Below are 17,006 nucleotides of genomic sequence, written 5' to 3'. Positions count from 1 at the left end.
ATCGGCTTGGTTGGGGCATTTCCTCGGATGTCGCACGGTCATCATCAGCTAGGCATGCTTCGAGATGCCGCTGCTCGCCAAGGCGTAGAGCTCATTGAATTAGACGGGAAGAACCTCGACGAAGCGCTCGCTCGGAAGGAATCAACTGGATACAGTGACTGTGAAGGCTACGTATGCTTCCGCGAAGACTACACATATCAGACCGCTCTTCTCGACGATTCTGGTAACGCTCCAGAGTGCGTAGCTAGATTGAAGCGGAAGGATGAGGCTCGTCAATGCTTGCGCGATGCTGGCTTCGAACAACCAGCGACGGCAGAGGATCCGAGAGACATACCAGGTCCTTGGGTCGTGAAGCCCCGCAGCGGATCAGGTAGTGCTGGAGTGAGTGTTCACACCGAACCTGAGAGTGCGAGGGAGGCGCTCCGAACACTGTCGGACGGCTTCGTCGAAACATTCGTCCAAGGAACTGAGTTTTCAGCGGAGGGATACTTCTACGCCTCCGAACCTGTCGTAGTCGGTATCACTGATAAGCGGCTTGAGGGCGTGGTGGAAATCGGACACCGTTACCCTAGCGTCCTTCTTGCGGATCATGAAGAAGAGATAGCCGCATCCGTCACTTCTGCCCTTAATGCATGGGGATTAAGTGCGGGGCTCTTTCATGTCGAGGGCTGGTGGGTGGACGGCCAGGGGGTGGTCTTAGGTGAAGGGCATGTGCGCCCAGGCGGCGACTTCATTCACCTACTTGTCAGTTCTGTGCACGGTGCAAACATTTTTGATCCTCTCATTGCAGATGCTTTGCGCCAGCACGGTAGAAAAAACGCTCTTAACGATGGATTTGTCTTTCCTCAACGGCGCGATGGCCACAGTAGCGCTGTCCGCTATATCCAAGTCCCTTCCGGCACCATCACAGCCGTTAGTGGGGTCGAAGAAGCGCTATCGGAGCCAGGAATCCTCGCCGGCTATTGCGCAGCAGAACCTGGTGTAAGGGTGGGGAGTGCGAGCTCTTCAACAGAGCGACTTGGTTGCCTCGTAGCGCATGCCTGTAGCGGAGAAGACCCGGAAGATCTTCTGGATCGCGCAATGGGTAAGATGCGGATTACCGTGAGCGATTAGGAACGCTGGGACGCAAAGGCTGCAATGGCGCGCCAGCCAAAGAAGAACAGCGCGGACATCACGGTGGCCACGATGAGGAAGGACCAGTGCGGCAGGCGGCCGTTGACCAGCATCCACAAAGCCATACCGCCAACGATGGCGCTGAGCCACACGACGACACCTTCTTTCCACAGGCCGCTCAGCTTCGTGGCCATGATGATGACCCAGCCCACGAGCGCGCCCACGGTCCACGGCCAGAAGGCATCCACCCACGAGCTAAAGCTCAGACCACCGTGCGCCAGGCGGGCGAGGATGGCGAAGAGGGCGAGAGCGAGGACGTCGATAAGCGGGGCAACGCGCATTTAGGATTCCTTCCGGTTCAACGCCGCGTAGGAAAAGCCATCGCGGGCGTAGTGGGCGAAGTAGATGACCCACCCAATGATAGTGATGAGCGCAAAGGAGATAAGCCGGTAGATGATGGCCGCGGAGGTGGCGTGCACGACCGTGAGGCCGGTGGCCACCAGCGGGGCGATGAGCGCGGCCTCCACCGTGCCCAGCCCACCGGGGGTGACCTGCGCGGACCCAGCCAGCTTCGCGGCGAGGAAAGCCAGGGCCACACCGGCAATTGTGGTGTCGTCCGCACCAGCACGCAGCCACGGAATCTCCCCGGTCACCGCCCACACCGAGGCCCACAAGGCGGCCATATCGGCCAGGCGGTGCACCAGCGACGCCCCGGCAACCACGGCAAAGGAGCCGCGCGAAAGGTGGACCTCGCCGAGGTTGCGCACCTCTTGGATCGCGCGATCCCGCTTAGGCCCGGGCCGCAGCGTGCGCAGCCAGCGCTCCAGGGTCACTGGGTGGGAGGTCAGCCAGAAGATGCCACCGAGTGCGGCGAGCATGAGCACAACCGTGGTAATCAGCGAGCCTAGAGCCATATCCGCGTTGAGGAAGAACACCCCGCCCAGTCCGATGAGGGCGAGGAAAAGCGAGCTGACGATGGAGGACAGGAACAGAAAGTAGCTGCACAGCGCCACCGACGCGCCCCAGCGGCGCTGCACCTGGAAGGTGAGCACCGCGGAGAAGGCCGGTCCAGCCGGCAGGGTGGTGGACCACGCGTTGGAGGCCAGCGTGATGGCGTAGGTCTCACGCAGCGGGACCCTGACGCCGCCGGCGCCGATGAGCCTTTTCATCACCTCCGCCATCCCGGCGATGGAGCCGAGCGCGAAGAGCACGACCAGCACTACCGGCAGTGGCTCGGCGTGGCGCAGGCGGCGCAGGCCCTCGGTGATGAAGTCCAGCTGGTCGCGGAAGAACCACGCCAGCGCGGCCAGGATGACCAGCGAGATTCCCCAGGTGAGCCATTTCTTGTTCATCGTTTATCCGCGGAGTTGAGGCGGCGGGCAAGCTCGGTGAAGGGGATGAGCTCGTCGTCGGTGTCGACGCTGCGCGCGCCCCGGGCGGGGGCGTCGGTGTCGGTTGCGGGTGCCGCGCTTGACGACGCCTCCCCGCCCAGCCCCGACGCCATCCGCGTCAGGAAGCGCGGTGCCCACCAGTTGTCCTCGCGCAGCAGGTGCATGACGGCCGGGACGAGGAGCATGCGGACGATGGTGGCGTCGATCAGCAGTGCAAAAATCATGCCGAAGGCGATGTACTTCATCATCACGATGTCGGAGAAGCCGAAGGCCCCCGCCACCACAATCATGATGAGCGCGGCCGCCGTGATGATGCCGCCGGTGTGCGCGGTGCCCGCAGCGATGGCCTCGTCTGTGGAAGCGCCCCGGCGACGGGCTTCTACCATGCGCGAGACCAAGAAGACCTCGTAGTCCGTGGAGAGACCAAAGACGATGGCGATGATGAGCACCAGAATCGGGCTCATGAGTGGGCCGGCGGTGTAGTTGAGTGCCCCGGAGCCCAGGCCGTCGACGAACATGAGCGTCAGGATGCCTAGTGTGGCGCCCAGGGAGAGCAGCGTCATGAAGATGGCCTTGAGCGGCAAGATAAATGAGCCGAAGACCAGCGCCATGAGGATGAATGTGGCCAGCACGACGTAGAGGGCCATCCACGGCAGGGTGTCAAAGAGCGCGTCGAGGGACTCGACCTCCATGGCCGGCGTACCACCGACGTAGAGCTCCACGCCCTCGGGTGCCTCGATGTTCTCCAGCTCGTGGACGATGCGCCCGTAATCCTCGCGGTCCTGGATGCCCGCGCCCAGGACGGTGGTGCCGTCCACGGTCTTGGACTTCGGGCCCATCGGCTCGGTGAAGCCCTGGATGGAGCGGGCCTGCATGAGGACGTCGACAAGCTGCTGGTTCGTCGCGTTTTTCACCACGAGCTTGACCGGCTCGGTGCGGAAGGCCGGGAACTTATCGTTGAACTGGTCCTGGGCCACGCGGACCTCCTGGTCCGGCGGCAGGTAGGACTCGTTGATGCCGCCGAACTTCACGCCCAGCACCGGCAGGGTGAGCGCGATGAGTAGGGCGCAGATGGCGGCCGTCATCAGCCCTGCGCGGCGCATGGCCCAACTTGGCAGCTTGTACCACCAGGAGTCCTCGATGCGGCGCCCGCGCCGGGAGGTCTTGCGCACGGTCCACTTGTCGATGTTGTGGCCCAGCATGCCGAACAGCGACGGCAGCACCATCACGGAGAGCAAGGCGGCGAGACCGACGGCGGAGATGGAGCCGTAGGCCACGGACTTGAGGAAGGCCTGCGGGAAGAGGAAAAGCCCGGAGAGGGATACGGCCACCATGGCGGCGGAGAAGACCACCGTCTGGCCCGCGGTGGCGGTGGTGATGGCCACAGCCTCTTCGGTGCTGCGGCCCTTGTCCAGTTCCTCGCGGAAGCGCGAGACCATAAACAGGCCGTAGTCGATGGCCAGGCCCAGGCCCAGCAGCGTGACGACGGCTTGGGCGAACACGTTGACCTGCAAGAATCCCGCCAGGATGGAAAGGATTCCGAGGGAGCCCAGGATGGATAGCCCGCCCACCAACAGCGGCATGAACGCCGCGACGACGGAGCCGAAGACAACGAGCAGCAGCAGACCCACGAGCGGCAGTGCGGCCTTTTCGGCGCGCGAAATATCCTTGGACATGCCCTCATCCAGCGCATCGGCCACGGCGGTGGCGCCGGCGACCTGCACGGGTACGTCCGCCGTGTGTAGCGAGTCCTCGATGGCGCGGAAGTCCTTGAGGGTCTGCTCGCCGTCGCCCTTCAGCCCGATGGCGGCAAAGGCCGTGGAGTGATCCCGCGTGATGAGGTTGGGGTTGCGTTTGTCGAAGTAGCTGGTGACGGAGTCAATCTGCTCCGGGTGCTCGGCCTTGAGCTGGTCCAGGAAGGCCTTTGCTTCGGCGGCGTGGGCGTCGGGGTCGTCGAAGAGCAGGATGACGTCGCCGGAGTTGTCCCGGCCGAACGTGTCGAGCTCGATCTGCGCCGCGCTTGTCGACGCCGCACCCGGGTCCTCCCACCCCTCCTGGCTCATCCGGTCTCCCAGGCGGTTGCCGAACCCGAGGAAGAGCAGCAGGATGATGCCGACGATGACCAGCGGGATGGCCTTGCGGTGGGCATAGGAAAAACGGCCCCACGAGTAAAACATGCTTCTCCTAACGGTTCTCGGGGGCGTGGTGGCGCTGGGAGGCCGAGGACACGAGCGCGGACAGCGGGCGGAAGGGCTGCAGCCACGCGCCGCCCGGGGGCAGGTTGTCCAGGTTGACACGCGGTAGCGGCTCGCGGAAGACACCCTCGATGTCCTCGAGATCGACGAACTCGATGTCCGGGTGGGTCACCGCCCAGGAGGCGTGCTCGTGGAAGCCCAGCACGCAGGTGGGCAGGCCGGAGGCAGTGAGTTGCTCCAGCAGGTGCTGGAAGTTCTGACCGTCGGCAGAAGCCACGATGACCCCGGAGAGGTCCTCACGGTGGGCCTTGATGTGCTCGATCATGTCGGGGTCGACGTCGTCGTCCTCGTGCAGCTTGGGCTTGGCAAAGACGGCGAAGCCGACGTTGCGGATGGCTTCGACCCACGGGCGGATGACGTCCGCGCCGCCCGGGCTGACGTTGGTGAAGACGGCGGCCTCCGGGGTGGCGTCGTTGTCCATGGCCAGCTCCACCAGCCAGCGGCCGATGGCGTCAAAGCGCGGGCGGTAGGCGGCGGTAGGCCGCCCGCCCAGGATGGCGCCGAGCCCCATGTCCATGTTTGGCGCGTCCCACACCAGGAGATAAGTTCCGGCCATTACTTCTTCTCCCACAGGTACTCAGTGATGACGTGTTCCTTGTCCAGGCCCTTGCCCTCGAACTTGGTGATGACCTGGCGGTCGGTGAGGATGGGGCACTCCGGCCACGGCCAGCCCTTGTAGTCCAGGGAGGGCTCGACCTCCACGAGTTCGTCGATCCACTCGGCATAGCCGGCGTGGTCGGTGGCCACGTGGAGCACGCCGCCGGGTTTCAGGCGGGAGGCGAACAGGTTGAGCGTGCCGGACTGGATGATGCGGCGCTTGTGGTGGCGGGCCTTGGGCCAGGGATCCGGGAAGAAGATGCGGAGGCCGTCGAGGGATTCCGGCGCGAACATGCGCATGAGCACCTCGATGCCATCGCCGCGCACCATGCGGATGTTGTCAATGTCATTGCGCACGATGGAGCCGAGCAGCTTGGCCAGGCCCGGCTTGTAGAGCTCCACGGCGATGATGTTGGTGTCCTGCTCCAGCGGCGCCATGGCGGCGGTGGAGGTGCCGGTGCCGGATCCGATCTCCACGATGGTCTTCGCACCGTCGCGGCCGAACCAGGCGGGGATGTCCAGGGGTTCGTCGGCAAGCATGCGCCCCAGCTCGGGCCAGTGCTCCTCAAAGAGTGCGTTCTGGTTATCGGTGAGGGTGCCGCGGCGGAAGGTGACATTGCCCAGGCGCGGGTAGTCCAAGTCGTTGTTGAACTCCGCGTTGAAGTCGGTCTGGAGGCCGCGGCCGTGCGGCATCTCGGCGGCCGGCGGGGTGGGGGAAGAGTCTGCGCTATTCATCGGGATACATTGTTCCCCTAAGCAGGGGTGGGGAGCAACGTGCCGCGCCGGGTGCCCGGGCGGGCGAGTACGCAGCGGGTGCGGCCGGCGGGGTGGGAACGGTGCCCGAATGAAGGATGTAGGGGTGAGAACGCGACAAACCGGGCGTGGAGAAATGATCGATTTATGCCCCCGTTGAGGGGTGATAAAATCCGCCTCGTGCCATATCTCACAGGCCCGTGCGCTTGGTGAAGGCGGTGCGACCAGGGTGGATATAACCACCGTGGCCCGTATTACACCATCTGATAGGACCAGTGGCGATACTCTGGATGGTGACACGCCGATGAGGGAGACCACCTTGTTGGCGCGAGTGAGCACCCGGCCACACCGACCTCAGGAGAATGAGAGATGACCGCAACAATCAAAGGCCTTGTAGGTGAACTGCCCACGAAGAATGAGAAGCTCATTTCGTGGATCAGTGAGAGTGTCGAGCTCTTCCAGCCGGAAGAGGTTGTATTCGTTGACGGCTCCCAGGAAGAAGCAGACCGCCTCGCTGGTGAGCTCGTAGAGAAGGGCACGCTGATCAAGCTCAACGAGGAAAAGCGCCCGAACTCCTACCTGGCCCGCTCCAACCCCTCGGACGTCGCCCGCGTGGAGTCCCGCACTTTCATCTGTACCGAGACCGCTGAGGGTGCAGGCCCCACCAACAACTGGGCCCCGCCGGCGGCGATGAAGGAAGAGATGACGGAGGCCTTCAGTGGTTCCATGAAGGGCCGCACCATGTACGTGGTGCCGTTCTGCATGGGCCCCATCAACGACCCAGACCCGAAGCTGGGCGTGCAGCTGACGGACTCCGCCTACGTGGTCCTGTCCATGCGCATCATGACCCGCATGGGCAAGCAGGCCCTGGACAAGATCGGGGACAACGGCGACTTTGTCCACGCCCTGCACTCCGTCGGTGCTCCGCTGGAGCCGGGCCAGGAGGACGTGGCCTGGCCGTGCAACGACACCAAGTACATCACCCAGTTCCCGGAGACCAAGGAGATCTGGTCCTACGGTTCCGGCTACGGCGGCAACGCCATCCTGGCCAAGAAGTGCTACGCGCTGCGCATCGCCTCCGTCATGGCGAAGGAAGAGGGCTGGATGGCAGAGCACATGCTCATCCTCAAGCTCACCAACCCGGAGGGCAAGAAGTACCACGTGGCGGCCGCCTTCCCGTCCGCCTGCGGTAAGACCAACCTGGCCATGATTACCCCGACGATTCCGGGCTGGTCCGCCGAGGTTGTTGGCGACGATATCGCGTGGATGCACCTGCGCGAGGACGGCCTCTACGCCGTCAACCCGGAGAACGGCTTCTTCGGCGTGGCGCCGGGCACCAACTACGACTCCAACCCGATTGCCATGAAGACCATGGAGCCGGGCAACACCCTGTTCACCAACGTGGCGCTGACTGATGACGGCGACGTCTGGTGGGAGGAAATGGGCGAGGCCCCGGAGCATCTCATCGACTGGCACGGCAACGACTGGACCCCGGCTTCGACCACCAAGGCTGCGCACCCGAACTCCCGCTACTGCGTGCCGATTTCCCAGTGCCCGACGGCCGCCCCGGAGTACGACGACTGGAAGGGCGTCAAGATCGACGCCATCCTCTTCGGCGGCCGCCGCGCGGACACCGTCCCGCTGGTCACCCAGGCCTTTGACTGGAACCACGGCACCATGATCGGCGCCCTGCTCTCCTCCGGCCAGACCGCGGCCGCCGAGGGCAAGGTGGGCGCCCTGCGCCACGACCCGATGGCCATGCTGCCCTTCATGGGCTACAACGCCGGTGACTACCTGCAGCACTGGGTGGACATGGGTGTTAAGGGCGGCGAGCGCATGCCGGAGATCTTCCTGGTCAACTGGTTCCGCCGCGGCGAGGACGGCCGCTTCCTGTGGCCGGGCTTCGGCGAGAACTCCCGCGTGCTCAAGTGGATTGTGGACCGCATCGAGGGCAAGGTCGAGGCCGTGGAGACCGTCGTGGGCCACACCGCCCGCCCGGAGGACATCGACCTCACCGGCCTGGACTTCGACATCGAGGACGTCCGCGAGGCCCTGGCCGTCAACCCGGCCGACTGGGCCGGCGACATGGAGGACAACAGCGAGTACCTGCACTTCCTGGGCTCCCGCGTCCCGTCCGAGGTGTGGGATCAGTTCAAGGCGCTTAAGGAGCGCGTTGAGTCTGCGAGCTAATTAGCCTCACGCAGCTATAAGCTCCCCGCTTCAACGGCGGGGAGCTTTCGCCGTTTTAGGCGCGCAGGACGAGGACCAGGTTGGAGGCGAGGAACTCGCGCAGCACCGGCACCTTCGTTACCCACCAGGCCCAGGCTGGGTGGTAGCGCGGGAAGGTAGCCAGTAGCGTGTGTGGACCGCGCTCGGTGGCGCTGTGCGCCCAGTCCAGGCCCTCGCGCGCGGAGAGCGCAAAGAGCGAGGTGCCGAAGACGTTTTTCGGCGGGTGGCCGTGGCGGCGGGTATAGCGGTCGCGGGCGAATTCGCCGCCCACGTAGTGCTCCCACAGGCCGGTCTCGTGCCCACCGAAAGGTCCCAGCCACACCGTGTAGCTGAGGATGACCAGCCCGCCGGGCTTGGTCACGCGCAGCATCTCCTCACCCATGGCCCAGGGGTTGGGGATGTGCTCGGCCACGTTGGAGGAGTACGTGATGTCAAAGGTGCCATCCGCAAAGGGCAGGCGGGTGCCGTCGCCGCGCACAGCCTGGGCCACTGAGATACCGGCGGCGGCCATCTCGCCCACGTCCGGCTCCAGCCCGACATAGCTAGCCCCGCGCCGGGCAAAGGCGGAGGCGAAATAGCCGGGCCCGCCGCCGACGTCGAGCACGCGCGCGCCGGTGAGGGAGAGGGAGTGGTCTTTCGCGAGGGCGTCGACAAGCGCGGCGGTATCCTCCGCCAGACCGCCATAGAACACCGCGGGCTGGGTCTGCTCGAAGCGGAAGGAGCGCAACAGCCGCCAGGAGCGGCGCAGGGTGGCGAAAGCCCGGGTGTGTTTCATAACCCACTAGGCTAGTTCCTCGACATGAAAATCCTTCTTTTGTGCTGGCGCGATTCCACCCACCCGCAAGGCGGTGGCTCCGAGCGCTACCTGGAGCGCGTGGGCAAGTACCTCGCCGCCCACGGCCACGAGGTGGTCTTTCGCACCGCACGCCACATGAATGCCGCCAAGCGCGAGCGCCGCAACGGCGTGCTCTATTCGCGCGCCGGTGCCAAGTTCAGCGTCTATCCGCGCGCGCTGCTGGCGCTGCTGCTCGGCGGGCGCGATATGCGCGGCGTCGACGTCGTGGTGGATACCCACAACGGCATCCCCTTCTTCGCCCGCCTGGCTACCCGCGCGCCCGTCGTGGTGCTCACGCATCACTGCCACCGCGAGCAGTGGCCGGTGGCCGGGCCCGTGCTGGCGCGGCTGGGCTGGTTCCTGGAATCCCGCGTGGTGCCGGCGCTCTACCGCGAGAACACGTGGGTGACGGTCTCGGAAGCCTCGAAGCGCGACCTGGAGAAGCTGGGGATTCACGGAGCGCACATCATTGAAAACGGCGTGGATCCCCTACCGGAGCACGTGCCCACCCTGGAGCGGGAGGCCGATATCCACCTGGTGACACTGTCGCGCCTGGTGCCGCACAAGCAGATTGAGCACGCCATGGACACCGTGGCGAGGATTCCGGGCGCGCTTCTCGACGTCATCGGTTCCGGCTGGTGGGAGTCGCACCTGCGCGAGTACGCCCGCGCCCACGGCGTGGAGGACCGCGTGCGCTTCCGGGGCCAGGTGACCGAGGACTACAAGCATGCCCTGCTCGCGCGCGCCGACGTCCACCTCATGCCCTCCCGCAAGGAAGGCTGGGGGCTGGCAGTCATGGAGGCGGCCCAACATGGGGTGCCCACAGTGGGATACGTGTTTGGCCTGCAAGACAGCGTGATTGATGGCGAGACCGGCCTGCTGGTCCAGCGCGAGGCGGAGTTCACGCAGGCGGTGCGGGCGCTGGTTGAGGACCCCGCCCTGCGCGCCCAGCTTGGCGACGCCGCCCGCGCGCTGGCCGCTACCTTTTCCTGGGAGGCCACCGGCGCCCGCTTCGAAGAGCTGCTCCAAGCGGAAGCGCGCACCAGGCGGCGCTAAGCCCCCACGGCGCGGGCTCGGGTGCGGCGGCGGTGGTGGCAACGATGCGGCCGTCCTCGACCACCGCGCCGACGCCGAACTCCTCTAGCTTCTCGACGTCGCGCTCATCCCAGGCTCCTGCCGTCGCCACGTAGCGCGGAGATGGCTCATCCACCACCCTGCCGTCCACGGTGAGCGCGCCCGAATCCAGCTTGTTCGCCGCCTTGGAGTAGGGGTCGAGGGCAATGCCGCCGTCGACTTCCACCATGGCGGGGCGGTCGGCGAAGAAGGTCAGGCGCCCGTCGAGGTCTGCCACCAGTTGGCGGTCGATGCCCGTGTCGCGCGGCTGCAACACGGCGAGCTCCCGCGGCGCATCCGGGGCCTGGAGCAGGCACGCGCAGAGGGCCACCGTCGCCGGAAGCTGGCGCAGCGCGCCGATGCCCGCCACTGCCAGCGGCAGGGCCAGCAGGGTGAGCTTGGAGGAATCACGAAGAAGGCCCGCGCCGGGAATGTGCTCCAGTGCGACAGCGGTGGCCCCGGGAACAAGCCCGCCGAGGAGGGCCAGGCCCATGCCTAGTGCCGCCAGGACGGCGAGCGGGCGCAGCTCCCGGCGGGGAAGCCGGGCCGCGCCGATGATAGCCAGGGCCGCGACGGCCAGCCCGGCCAGCGCGAAGCCGTGCTCGCGGGAGGCCGGCACCGCCTCGGCGTTCCAGATGCCCCCGAAGCCGAGCAGCGAGCCGACCGTTCCTACGTAGGCCTCCGCGCGCGGGGCGAAGGCCGCGGCCTGGGCGGCGGGATCCCCGGGGGCGCTGGGGGAACCGCCGAGGAGGCTAGGAACCAGCCACGGCAGCCACAGCAGCACCGCGCCGCCGGCGAAGAGCCACCGCCGGCGCCCGTCGCGCTCACAGGCCACCGCAATGAGTCCACCGAAGAGCCCACCGGTGGGCGTCAAGGACGCCGCCCACAGCGCCAGCCACGCCCGGCGCGGACGTCCGCTCAAACACCCCCACGCGATCACCGGTGCCAGCCACGCTGCCACCGCCAGCGACCACTGGCCCTGCAGGAGGCGCTCGACGACGAAGGGATTGGCCACAGCACACGCCATCGCGGCGGCTGCCGCCCACGGGCTCGACTGGGCCCTGCTGCGCGACCAGCAGCAGGCCGCCCACGCGGACGCGCTCGCCGCGCCGAGGATAAAAACCCTGGCGAGCCACGCCCCGCCCACGAGCGCGAGCACGCCATCTTGCGGCGCATTGCGCGCCGGTACGTCGCCGGCGCCGAAGGCGGAGGCGCTCAACGCCGGGTGGTTCAGCAGCACCATGTCGCGCCAGAGGAATTCGCCCGGCAGCAGGAAGGGCCAGCACACCGCGGCGACGAGTACGACACCCCAGAGCCTTAAAGCCCAGCGCACTGCGCGGGAGGACACGGACACCGGTCCCTTAAGCGTCCTGGGAGCGACGGCGCATGTACATCGCGGCCGCTACCGCCAGTAGCACCACGCCCACGGTCTTGCCCAGCCAGCCCACGATGCTCAGCATCTTCACCGTGGTGATGACCTGGCGCACGGCGTCGAGGCGCTCGGTGCGGGTCTCGGTGGACCAGGCCAGGGGGGCGTCGACAAGCGCGCGCTCCTGCGTGTCATCGGCGGCGACCATGGCCTCGGCCTGCGCGGCGTCGGTAGCCCAGAAGATGCGCGGGTGCTCCTCCTCGTTGACAATCGTGCCGGTGGTGGGCTCCACCCACACCGTGCGGCTTACCGCATAGAAGGGCTCCAGGATGACGTGCGAGTTCGCCTTGAGATCGAAGCGCTGCAGAGACTCCGGCGAGTAGAAGTCACTCGCCGGGCCGGAACGGTGCTGGTCGGTGCCCAAGACATCCGCCAGCGCGGCCGGCTGAAGCTCCTGGTGGAAGACATAGGTGGGGATGCCGTCCAGTTTCTCATCCCGCAGGAAGTCAATCGGCGCCGAATCTTGCGTGAGCGGATCGAAGAAGGGGTAGGAGCGCTGCTCCGCGCCGGAGGGGAAGAAGTAGCTCATGCCATTGCGCTCGCTCTCCTGGTCCGCGGTGTCCACGCCCAGCTCCGGGATGGTAATGCTCTGCGTGGTGTTGGTCCCGGCCACCGGGTACGTGGACTCGCGGTTGAGCAGGGAATCTTCGCTAATACGCACGATGGTTTTCCCGTCCTGGGCCAGCTCCACGGTGGATGTCGCGCGCGCCACCGAATCCTTCTCCGCCGGGGAGGTGGTGGTGTGGCGGGTGTAGGTGGTGCCGTCCTGCACCGCGCGGACTTCGAGATTCAGGTCCGTGGCTAGCGGCCGCGCCTGGTTGTTGTAGAGCGGCGGCAGGGTGGACCCGAGGATAAGGAAGACCGCGGCGGCAATCGTCACCTGCGCTATGCGGGAGCGAAGGAACACGTCAGCTCCGATCGGTCGAGAGGGGGATTTACTGCAGAAATAGTATCGTAGTAGGTCATGCGCTTTCTCCCCGAGCTCGAAGGTGTGCGTGCGCTGGCTGCACTGGCGGTTGTGGTCACGCACGTGTCCTTCCAGACGGCCACCGGCTGGGCCTGGGCCGAGCGCCTGGACTACGGCGTGGCGGTCTTCTTCGTGCTCAGCGGCTTCCTGCTGTGGCGCCGGCGGCACGCGCACACCGTGGGCCAGTACGCGCTCTCCCGCGTGGCCCGCCTGGCCCCGCTCTACGTGGTGTGCGTGGTGGCAGTACTCGCCCTGCTTCCCGACGCCTCCCCGCTCACCCTCCCCCAACTTCTCACCAACCTCACCGGCACGCAGCTCTACATCGCCGACGGGCTAGTACCCGGACTGACCCAGCTGTGGTCCTTGTGCGTGGAGTTCGCCTTCTACGCGGTGCTGCCGCTGCTGGCGTGGGCCTTGGATCGGTGTTCCGCGCGGGGGCGGGTGCTGCTCATCGCCGGCGCGGGTGTGCTGAGCCTGGGCTGGGGTTTCCTTCCTTTTGTGGCGGGGTTTGAGTCTGGCCAGGTCAACACGCAGATCTGGCCGCCGGCGTACTTCGCGTGGTTCGCGGTGGGCATGCTGGCCGCGGAGGCGGAGGCCGCGCAGGTAAGGCTGCGTGCTGGGGGTGTGGTGCGCCCGGTGTGCTGGGCGGTGGCCGCGGGCTGCGTGTGGCTGGCTAGCCGCGAGTGGTTCGGCCCGCAGGGCCTGGTGCACCCCGCTCCGGACGAGTTCGCGCGGCGTATTGCCGTAGGCGCGGTGTGCGGGGCCTGCGTGGTGGTGCCGGTGGCGCTTTCTCCCCGTGAAAGCTGGCTGTCCGCGCCCCTCATGCGCGCGCTGGGCCGCTGGTCCTACGGCGTTTTCATGTGGCACGTGGCGGTGCTGGCCATCGCGTTCCCGCTGCTGGGCGTGGACCCGTTTTCCGGCTCAGCCGGGGACTTCGCGGTGGTGGCCGCCTTTACCGTAGTGGTCAGCTGCGCGCTGTCGGCCGCGACCTACGTGCTTGTCGAGGCCCCCGGGCGCGACCTCATCCGCTCCCTGGCCGCTACTCGCGGTCCGGCGGGCTCGGCGGGCTCGTAAACGGCGGGCTCGCACATGGCATTTTCTAAAAGGCATTAGTCAAAAGGTTTCCTTGCCCCCAAACAAACCTTTTATGCCGCGGTATAGGGTTTCTTTGCCCCCAAAGACGCCTTTTGGCTAGTGCCTTGTGAGGGCAACCATGTATGGCGAGCTAGGGATTGTTGTGCGGCGGGGCGGGAGGCAGGCGCAGGTGATGGCCGCGACGCAGAGAAGTTGGACAAGGAGCGAGTCGCCGGCGTAGCCGTCGGCGGGCCAGGGCGCGCGGGCGAGCATCGCGCCGGCGGCCAGGGTGAGCGCGCCGGCCAGGTAGTCGGCGCGCAGCGTGGTCCAGCGCGCGATGGCCCACGCCGCCGCGGCGGTGGCCAGGCCGGGAAGGCCCGCCACCAGGGTCGCGGTCGCGGCGGTGACAACAGCGAGGAGGATGCGGGCCGCGGCGGGCAATGCGGCATCGTGCGGTGCCGGCTGGCGGCGCGGCCGGCGTGAGATGACTAGCAGGCAGAAAGCGGTGGTGAGCGCAGCGAGCGCGCCGCCAAAGCCCAGGCCCGCGCGGTAGGCGCGGTCCGCGGCAAAGGACATGCGGAAGTTGCCGCCGGCACCGGCGGGGATGAGGAAGGCCTGCGTGTCGGCGTCGATGGATCGTGCCTCGAGGGAGAGCGGATCGGCCCCGGGGGAGGCAAGCTCGCCGCGCAGGCCAGCGTTGAAGGCGCGGCCGGTGATAAGGAGCCGGTCGTGGTCGGCGGGCTCGATGGACTGGCCGGCGGCCAGCCGGGTATAGCCGCGGGATTCGGCGGCGGAGGTCTCGGACGCGGGCAGGGGATCCGGCAGACAGGAGGACGTATCGGTCAACGCGGCCCAGTCGCCGGTGGTGCGAACGATGTGCGGGCCGGCCGGAAGGGTGAGGGTGGCGCCGGGGGCGTGGCGGTGATCGTCGATAAGCACAGGCTTCTCACCGGACACGCGCACCGTCATCGCGCGCGGCGCGGTAAACGAGCGGATCAGAACGCCTTCATGGTCCTGCTGGAACAGGAACTGCTGCGCGTTCGGGGAAGTATCGGGGACGGTGACCAGGCGGCGCGGGGAGGGCTGGCCCACGATGGCGGCCTCCGCAATCCCCGTGCGGCGCTGCGGCACGATGCGGATGGTGGAGGCGTGCGCGCCGGGCACGCGGATGGTGCGCGCGCGGTAGGCCTCCAGGGTGACGGTGACCTTGGACTCGCCGTTGTAGATGGTGACCTCGGTCGTGCCGGTGGTCATCAACCGCAGCGTGGGCGAGGACCAGGTGGACTCTGCATGCAGCTCCAACCAGCCGGAATCACCGGGGGCTGGCCACCACGCGGTGGAGTTCTCGCCGTCCACCGCCGCGGTGACAGAGCGCGCCGGGTCCGCCCCGCCGAAGGAAGAAGCATCCGCAGCAGACGAGGACGCCGTCACGCGGCCATCGTGCTCTACCACCTGGGTCAGCGGGCCGACAGAAGGGTAGTCACGCAGGCGATTGCGCACCGTGGAAGGATCGGAGGGGGCCAGCGGTGCGGACGCCGGGCCGGAGAGCGTGCCGTAGTTGCGGTCGCGCACGGCGGGCGTGTCGGTGACGATGTCGGCGTCGGCGGAGACGAGCTCGTGCGGGCCATGAAGCAGCGCGAGCGACTCCCCGCCGCCGGCCACCCGCGGCGGGTCGGCCGGTGCCAGGTTCATGGACAGCTCTGGATCGAAGACCACGACGTCGACCTCCCCGAAGCGGTGGACCTCGCCCGGGATGTGGGCGGAGGGCGCGGAGAGGAGGTCGTGGCGCACCGCCACCGCGCCGATGCCCAGGCGCTGCAGGACCGCCGGCGCGGAGTCTGGGTCGCGCGCAATCTGCGCCATCGCGCCGTCGAGCCCGCGGATGGATTCGGATGGGACGAGCGGCACGGCGTCCCGGACCGCCCAGGGAACGGTGAGTAGTGGCTGCGCGGGCTCGTCGCGCGTCCAGCCCCAGTCCTGGCGGGCAAAGGAGGCCGGCGGGTAGAGGAGCACGCGGGTATCTAGCGTATTCATGAAGTCGGCCGCCTCCTGCCAATAAGCCGGAACCTCCTCGTACGCGCCCTTGGGCAGCAGCCGGCCCGTCCATGCCGGGGCAGTGGCGCCGGCGGCAACCAGGCACACCAGCAGGCCCGCGGCTTGGCGCCGGGTGGGATGCAGGCTGCGCGGCAGCCCCACCCGCGCCACCACGCACGCCACGCCGAGCAGCAGCGGGATGCGCACCACCGGGTCCAACTTGTGCATGTTGCGCAGGGCGGCCAGCGGCCCGTCCAGCGCGTCGAGGTACCAGGCGGCGTGCGTGCCCAGCAGGGCCACGCCGACGAGCAGCATGAATGCCCACACGCGCGGCAGGCGCGCCAGGCCCACCAGGCCCAGGGCGGCGACCCCGACCGTGAAGAGCACAAAGACCGGCTCAGTGGCAAGGGCGTTGCCGGCCACGCGCTCGGTGTCCACGAACGGTGCCCAGCTGGTCGTACCGCGCAGGATTTCCGGCAGGTTGAGCCACCGCGTGGTCACCCGGGCGGACTCGATGAACTCAGTAAACGGCGGGGCGAAGCGGCCCAAGATGAGCAGCGGAACAATCCACCACGCGGACACCGCGGCGCACCCGGCCAGCCAGGCCAGGCCGGTCCGCCCCGCCCGGCGCCACAGCAGGATTAAGCCCGCGGGTAGGCAGGCCGCTAGCGTGGCCGTGGCGTTGACCGCGCCCATGCACGCCACCGCCACCACGGCGGGCGCGGCGTCCCGCCACGTCAGCCGGCCCGGCCGCAGGAAGGGCAGGAGCACCCAGGGCGCGAGCATGACCGGCCAGGTCTCCGAGGAAATCGCGCCCAGCGTCGTCAGCGTGCGCGGGGAGAGCGCGAAGAGCAGCCCGCCCGCCATGGCGGCGCGCGCGGGGGCGGCGGGCAGCACCGCGCGGACCAGCCGGAAGAATCCCCCGAACCCCACCGCCAGCACGAGGAACCACCAGAGGCGCTGCGCTATCCAGTCCGGCAGCGGGTCCGTGATGAGAAAGAACAGGCCCTGCGGGAAGAGGTAGCCGTAGGCCTGATTCTGCAGCTGGCCCAGGGTAAAAGTATCGGTATAGGCATGCAGGGCGCCGGCCAAGAAGCCAGCCGGGTTGGCCGCCAGATCGTGTTTGGTGTCGGCGGCGGTCAGCCCCCAGGGCTGCGCCAGCACCACGAGGGCGACAAGGATTAAGCCCCCGGCGTGCGCGTGGCGGGCGCGCACC

At 67.5% G+C, this 17,006-nt stretch carries 13 protein-coding genes; 4 read left to right on the top strand and 9 right to left on the bottom strand.

From position 1 onward, the window contains the following. Window positions 1–27 precede the first annotated feature (27 nt). A complete protein-coding gene (locus ACLI1P_RS12100; RefSeq protein WP_411709723.1) occupies window positions 28–1,113 on the top strand; it encodes an ATP-grasp domain-containing protein in 1,086 nt (361 codons plus the stop codon). On the opposite strand, the gene ACLI1P_RS12095 is transcribed toward ACLI1P_RS12100, so the two are convergent. From ACLI1P_RS12095 to trmB, 5 genes are read right to left on the bottom strand one after another with little or no spacing between them, the layout of a single operon-like run. Further along, window positions 1,110–1,454 (bottom strand): DUF3054 domain-containing protein, encoded by a 345-nt coding sequence (locus ACLI1P_RS12095; RefSeq protein WP_408929708.1) that lies wholly within the window; start codon window positions 1,452–1,454, stop codon window positions 1,110–1,112. The two genes, ACLI1P_RS12100 and ACLI1P_RS12095, sit on opposite strands and share 4 nt — an antisense overlap. Then, window positions 1,455–2,465, bottom strand: coding sequence for a lysylphosphatidylglycerol synthase transmembrane domain-containing protein (locus ACLI1P_RS12090; protein WP_411708998.1), 1,011 nt, complete (start codon window positions 2,463–2,465; stop codon window positions 1,455–1,457). Next, window positions 2,462–4,681 carry an MMPL family transporter gene (locus tag ACLI1P_RS12085; protein WP_411708997.1) on the bottom strand — a complete coding sequence of 740 codons (2,220 nt, stop codon included), beginning with the start codon at window positions 4,679–4,681 and terminating at the stop codon, window positions 2,462–2,464. Before ACLI1P_RS12085 ends, ACLI1P_RS12090 begins: the two co-directional genes overlap by 4 nt. Window positions 4,682–4,688: 7 nt before the next feature. Further along, complete coding sequence (locus tag ACLI1P_RS12080) at window positions 4,689–5,315, bottom strand: NYN domain-containing protein (protein ID WP_411708996.1); 627 nt, start codon at window positions 5,313–5,315, stop codon at window positions 4,689–4,691. Beyond that, complete coding sequence (gene trmB / locus ACLI1P_RS12075; protein ID WP_411708995.1) at window positions 5,315–6,091, bottom strand: tRNA (guanosine(46)-N7)-methyltransferase TrmB; 777 nt, start codon at window positions 6,089–6,091, stop codon at window positions 5,315–5,317. The genes ACLI1P_RS12080 and trmB overlap by 1 nt, the downstream gene beginning before the upstream one ends. A 387-nt stretch (window positions 6,092–6,478) precedes the next feature. On the opposite strand from trmB, the gene ACLI1P_RS12070 reads away from it, so the two are divergent. Then, window positions 6,479–8,299 carry a phosphoenolpyruvate carboxykinase (GTP) gene (locus ACLI1P_RS12070; protein ID WP_411708994.1) on the top strand — a complete coding sequence of 607 codons (1,821 nt, stop codon included), beginning with the start codon at window positions 6,479–6,481 and terminating at the stop codon, window positions 8,297–8,299. A 55-nt stretch (window positions 8,300–8,354) separates the two neighbouring features. On the opposite strand, the gene ACLI1P_RS12065 is transcribed toward ACLI1P_RS12070, so the two are convergent. Next, window positions 8,355–9,113 carry a class I SAM-dependent methyltransferase gene (locus ACLI1P_RS12065; RefSeq protein WP_411708993.1) on the bottom strand — a complete coding sequence of 253 codons (759 nt, stop codon included), beginning with the start codon at window positions 9,111–9,113 and terminating at the stop codon, window positions 8,355–8,357. 24 nt (window positions 9,114–9,137) lie between these two features. Between ACLI1P_RS12065 and ACLI1P_RS12060 the strand changes: the two genes are divergently transcribed. Beyond that, window positions 9,138–10,229, top strand: a complete 1,092-nt coding sequence (locus ACLI1P_RS12060; RefSeq protein ID WP_411708992.1) for a glycosyltransferase family 4 protein — start codon at window positions 9,138–9,140, stop codon at window positions 10,227–10,229. On the opposite strand, the gene ACLI1P_RS12055 is transcribed toward ACLI1P_RS12060, so the two are convergent. Continuing rightward, a complete protein-coding gene (locus tag ACLI1P_RS12055) occupies window positions 10,153–11,634 on the bottom strand; it encodes a hypothetical protein (protein ID WP_411708991.1) in 1,482 nt (493 codons plus the stop codon). The two genes, ACLI1P_RS12060 and ACLI1P_RS12055, sit on opposite strands and share 77 nt — an antisense overlap. A gap of 13 nt (window positions 11,635–11,647) precedes the next feature. Next, window positions 11,648–12,622 carry a porin PorA family protein gene (locus ACLI1P_RS12050; RefSeq protein ID WP_411708990.1) on the bottom strand — a complete coding sequence of 325 codons (975 nt, stop codon included), beginning with the start codon at window positions 12,620–12,622 and terminating at the stop codon, window positions 11,648–11,650. 57 nt (window positions 12,623–12,679) lie between these two features. Between ACLI1P_RS12050 and ACLI1P_RS12045 the strand changes: the two genes are divergently transcribed. Further along, on the top strand, window positions 12,680–13,756 hold the full coding sequence (locus tag ACLI1P_RS12045; protein ID WP_411708989.1) for an acyltransferase family protein: 1,077 nt from the start codon (window positions 12,680–12,682) through the stop codon (window positions 13,754–13,756). Window positions 13,757–13,873: 117 nt separating this feature from the next. Here ACLI1P_RS12045 and ACLI1P_RS12040 read toward each other — a convergent pair whose 3' ends face one another. After that, entirely contained in the window at window positions 13,874–17,005 is a 3,132-nt protein-coding gene (locus ACLI1P_RS12040; protein WP_411708988.1) for an alpha-(1->3)-arabinofuranosyltransferase family protein, read from the bottom strand. Window position 17,006 lies beyond the last annotated feature (1 nt).

Source organism: Corynebacterium tardum (assembly GCF_046717785.1).
Lineage (GTDB): Bacteria > Actinomycetota > Actinomycetes > Mycobacteriales > Mycobacteriaceae > Corynebacterium.
Note: the sequence above shows the minus strand (reverse complement) of the source record. Positions and strands in the feature narration are given on the sequence as shown.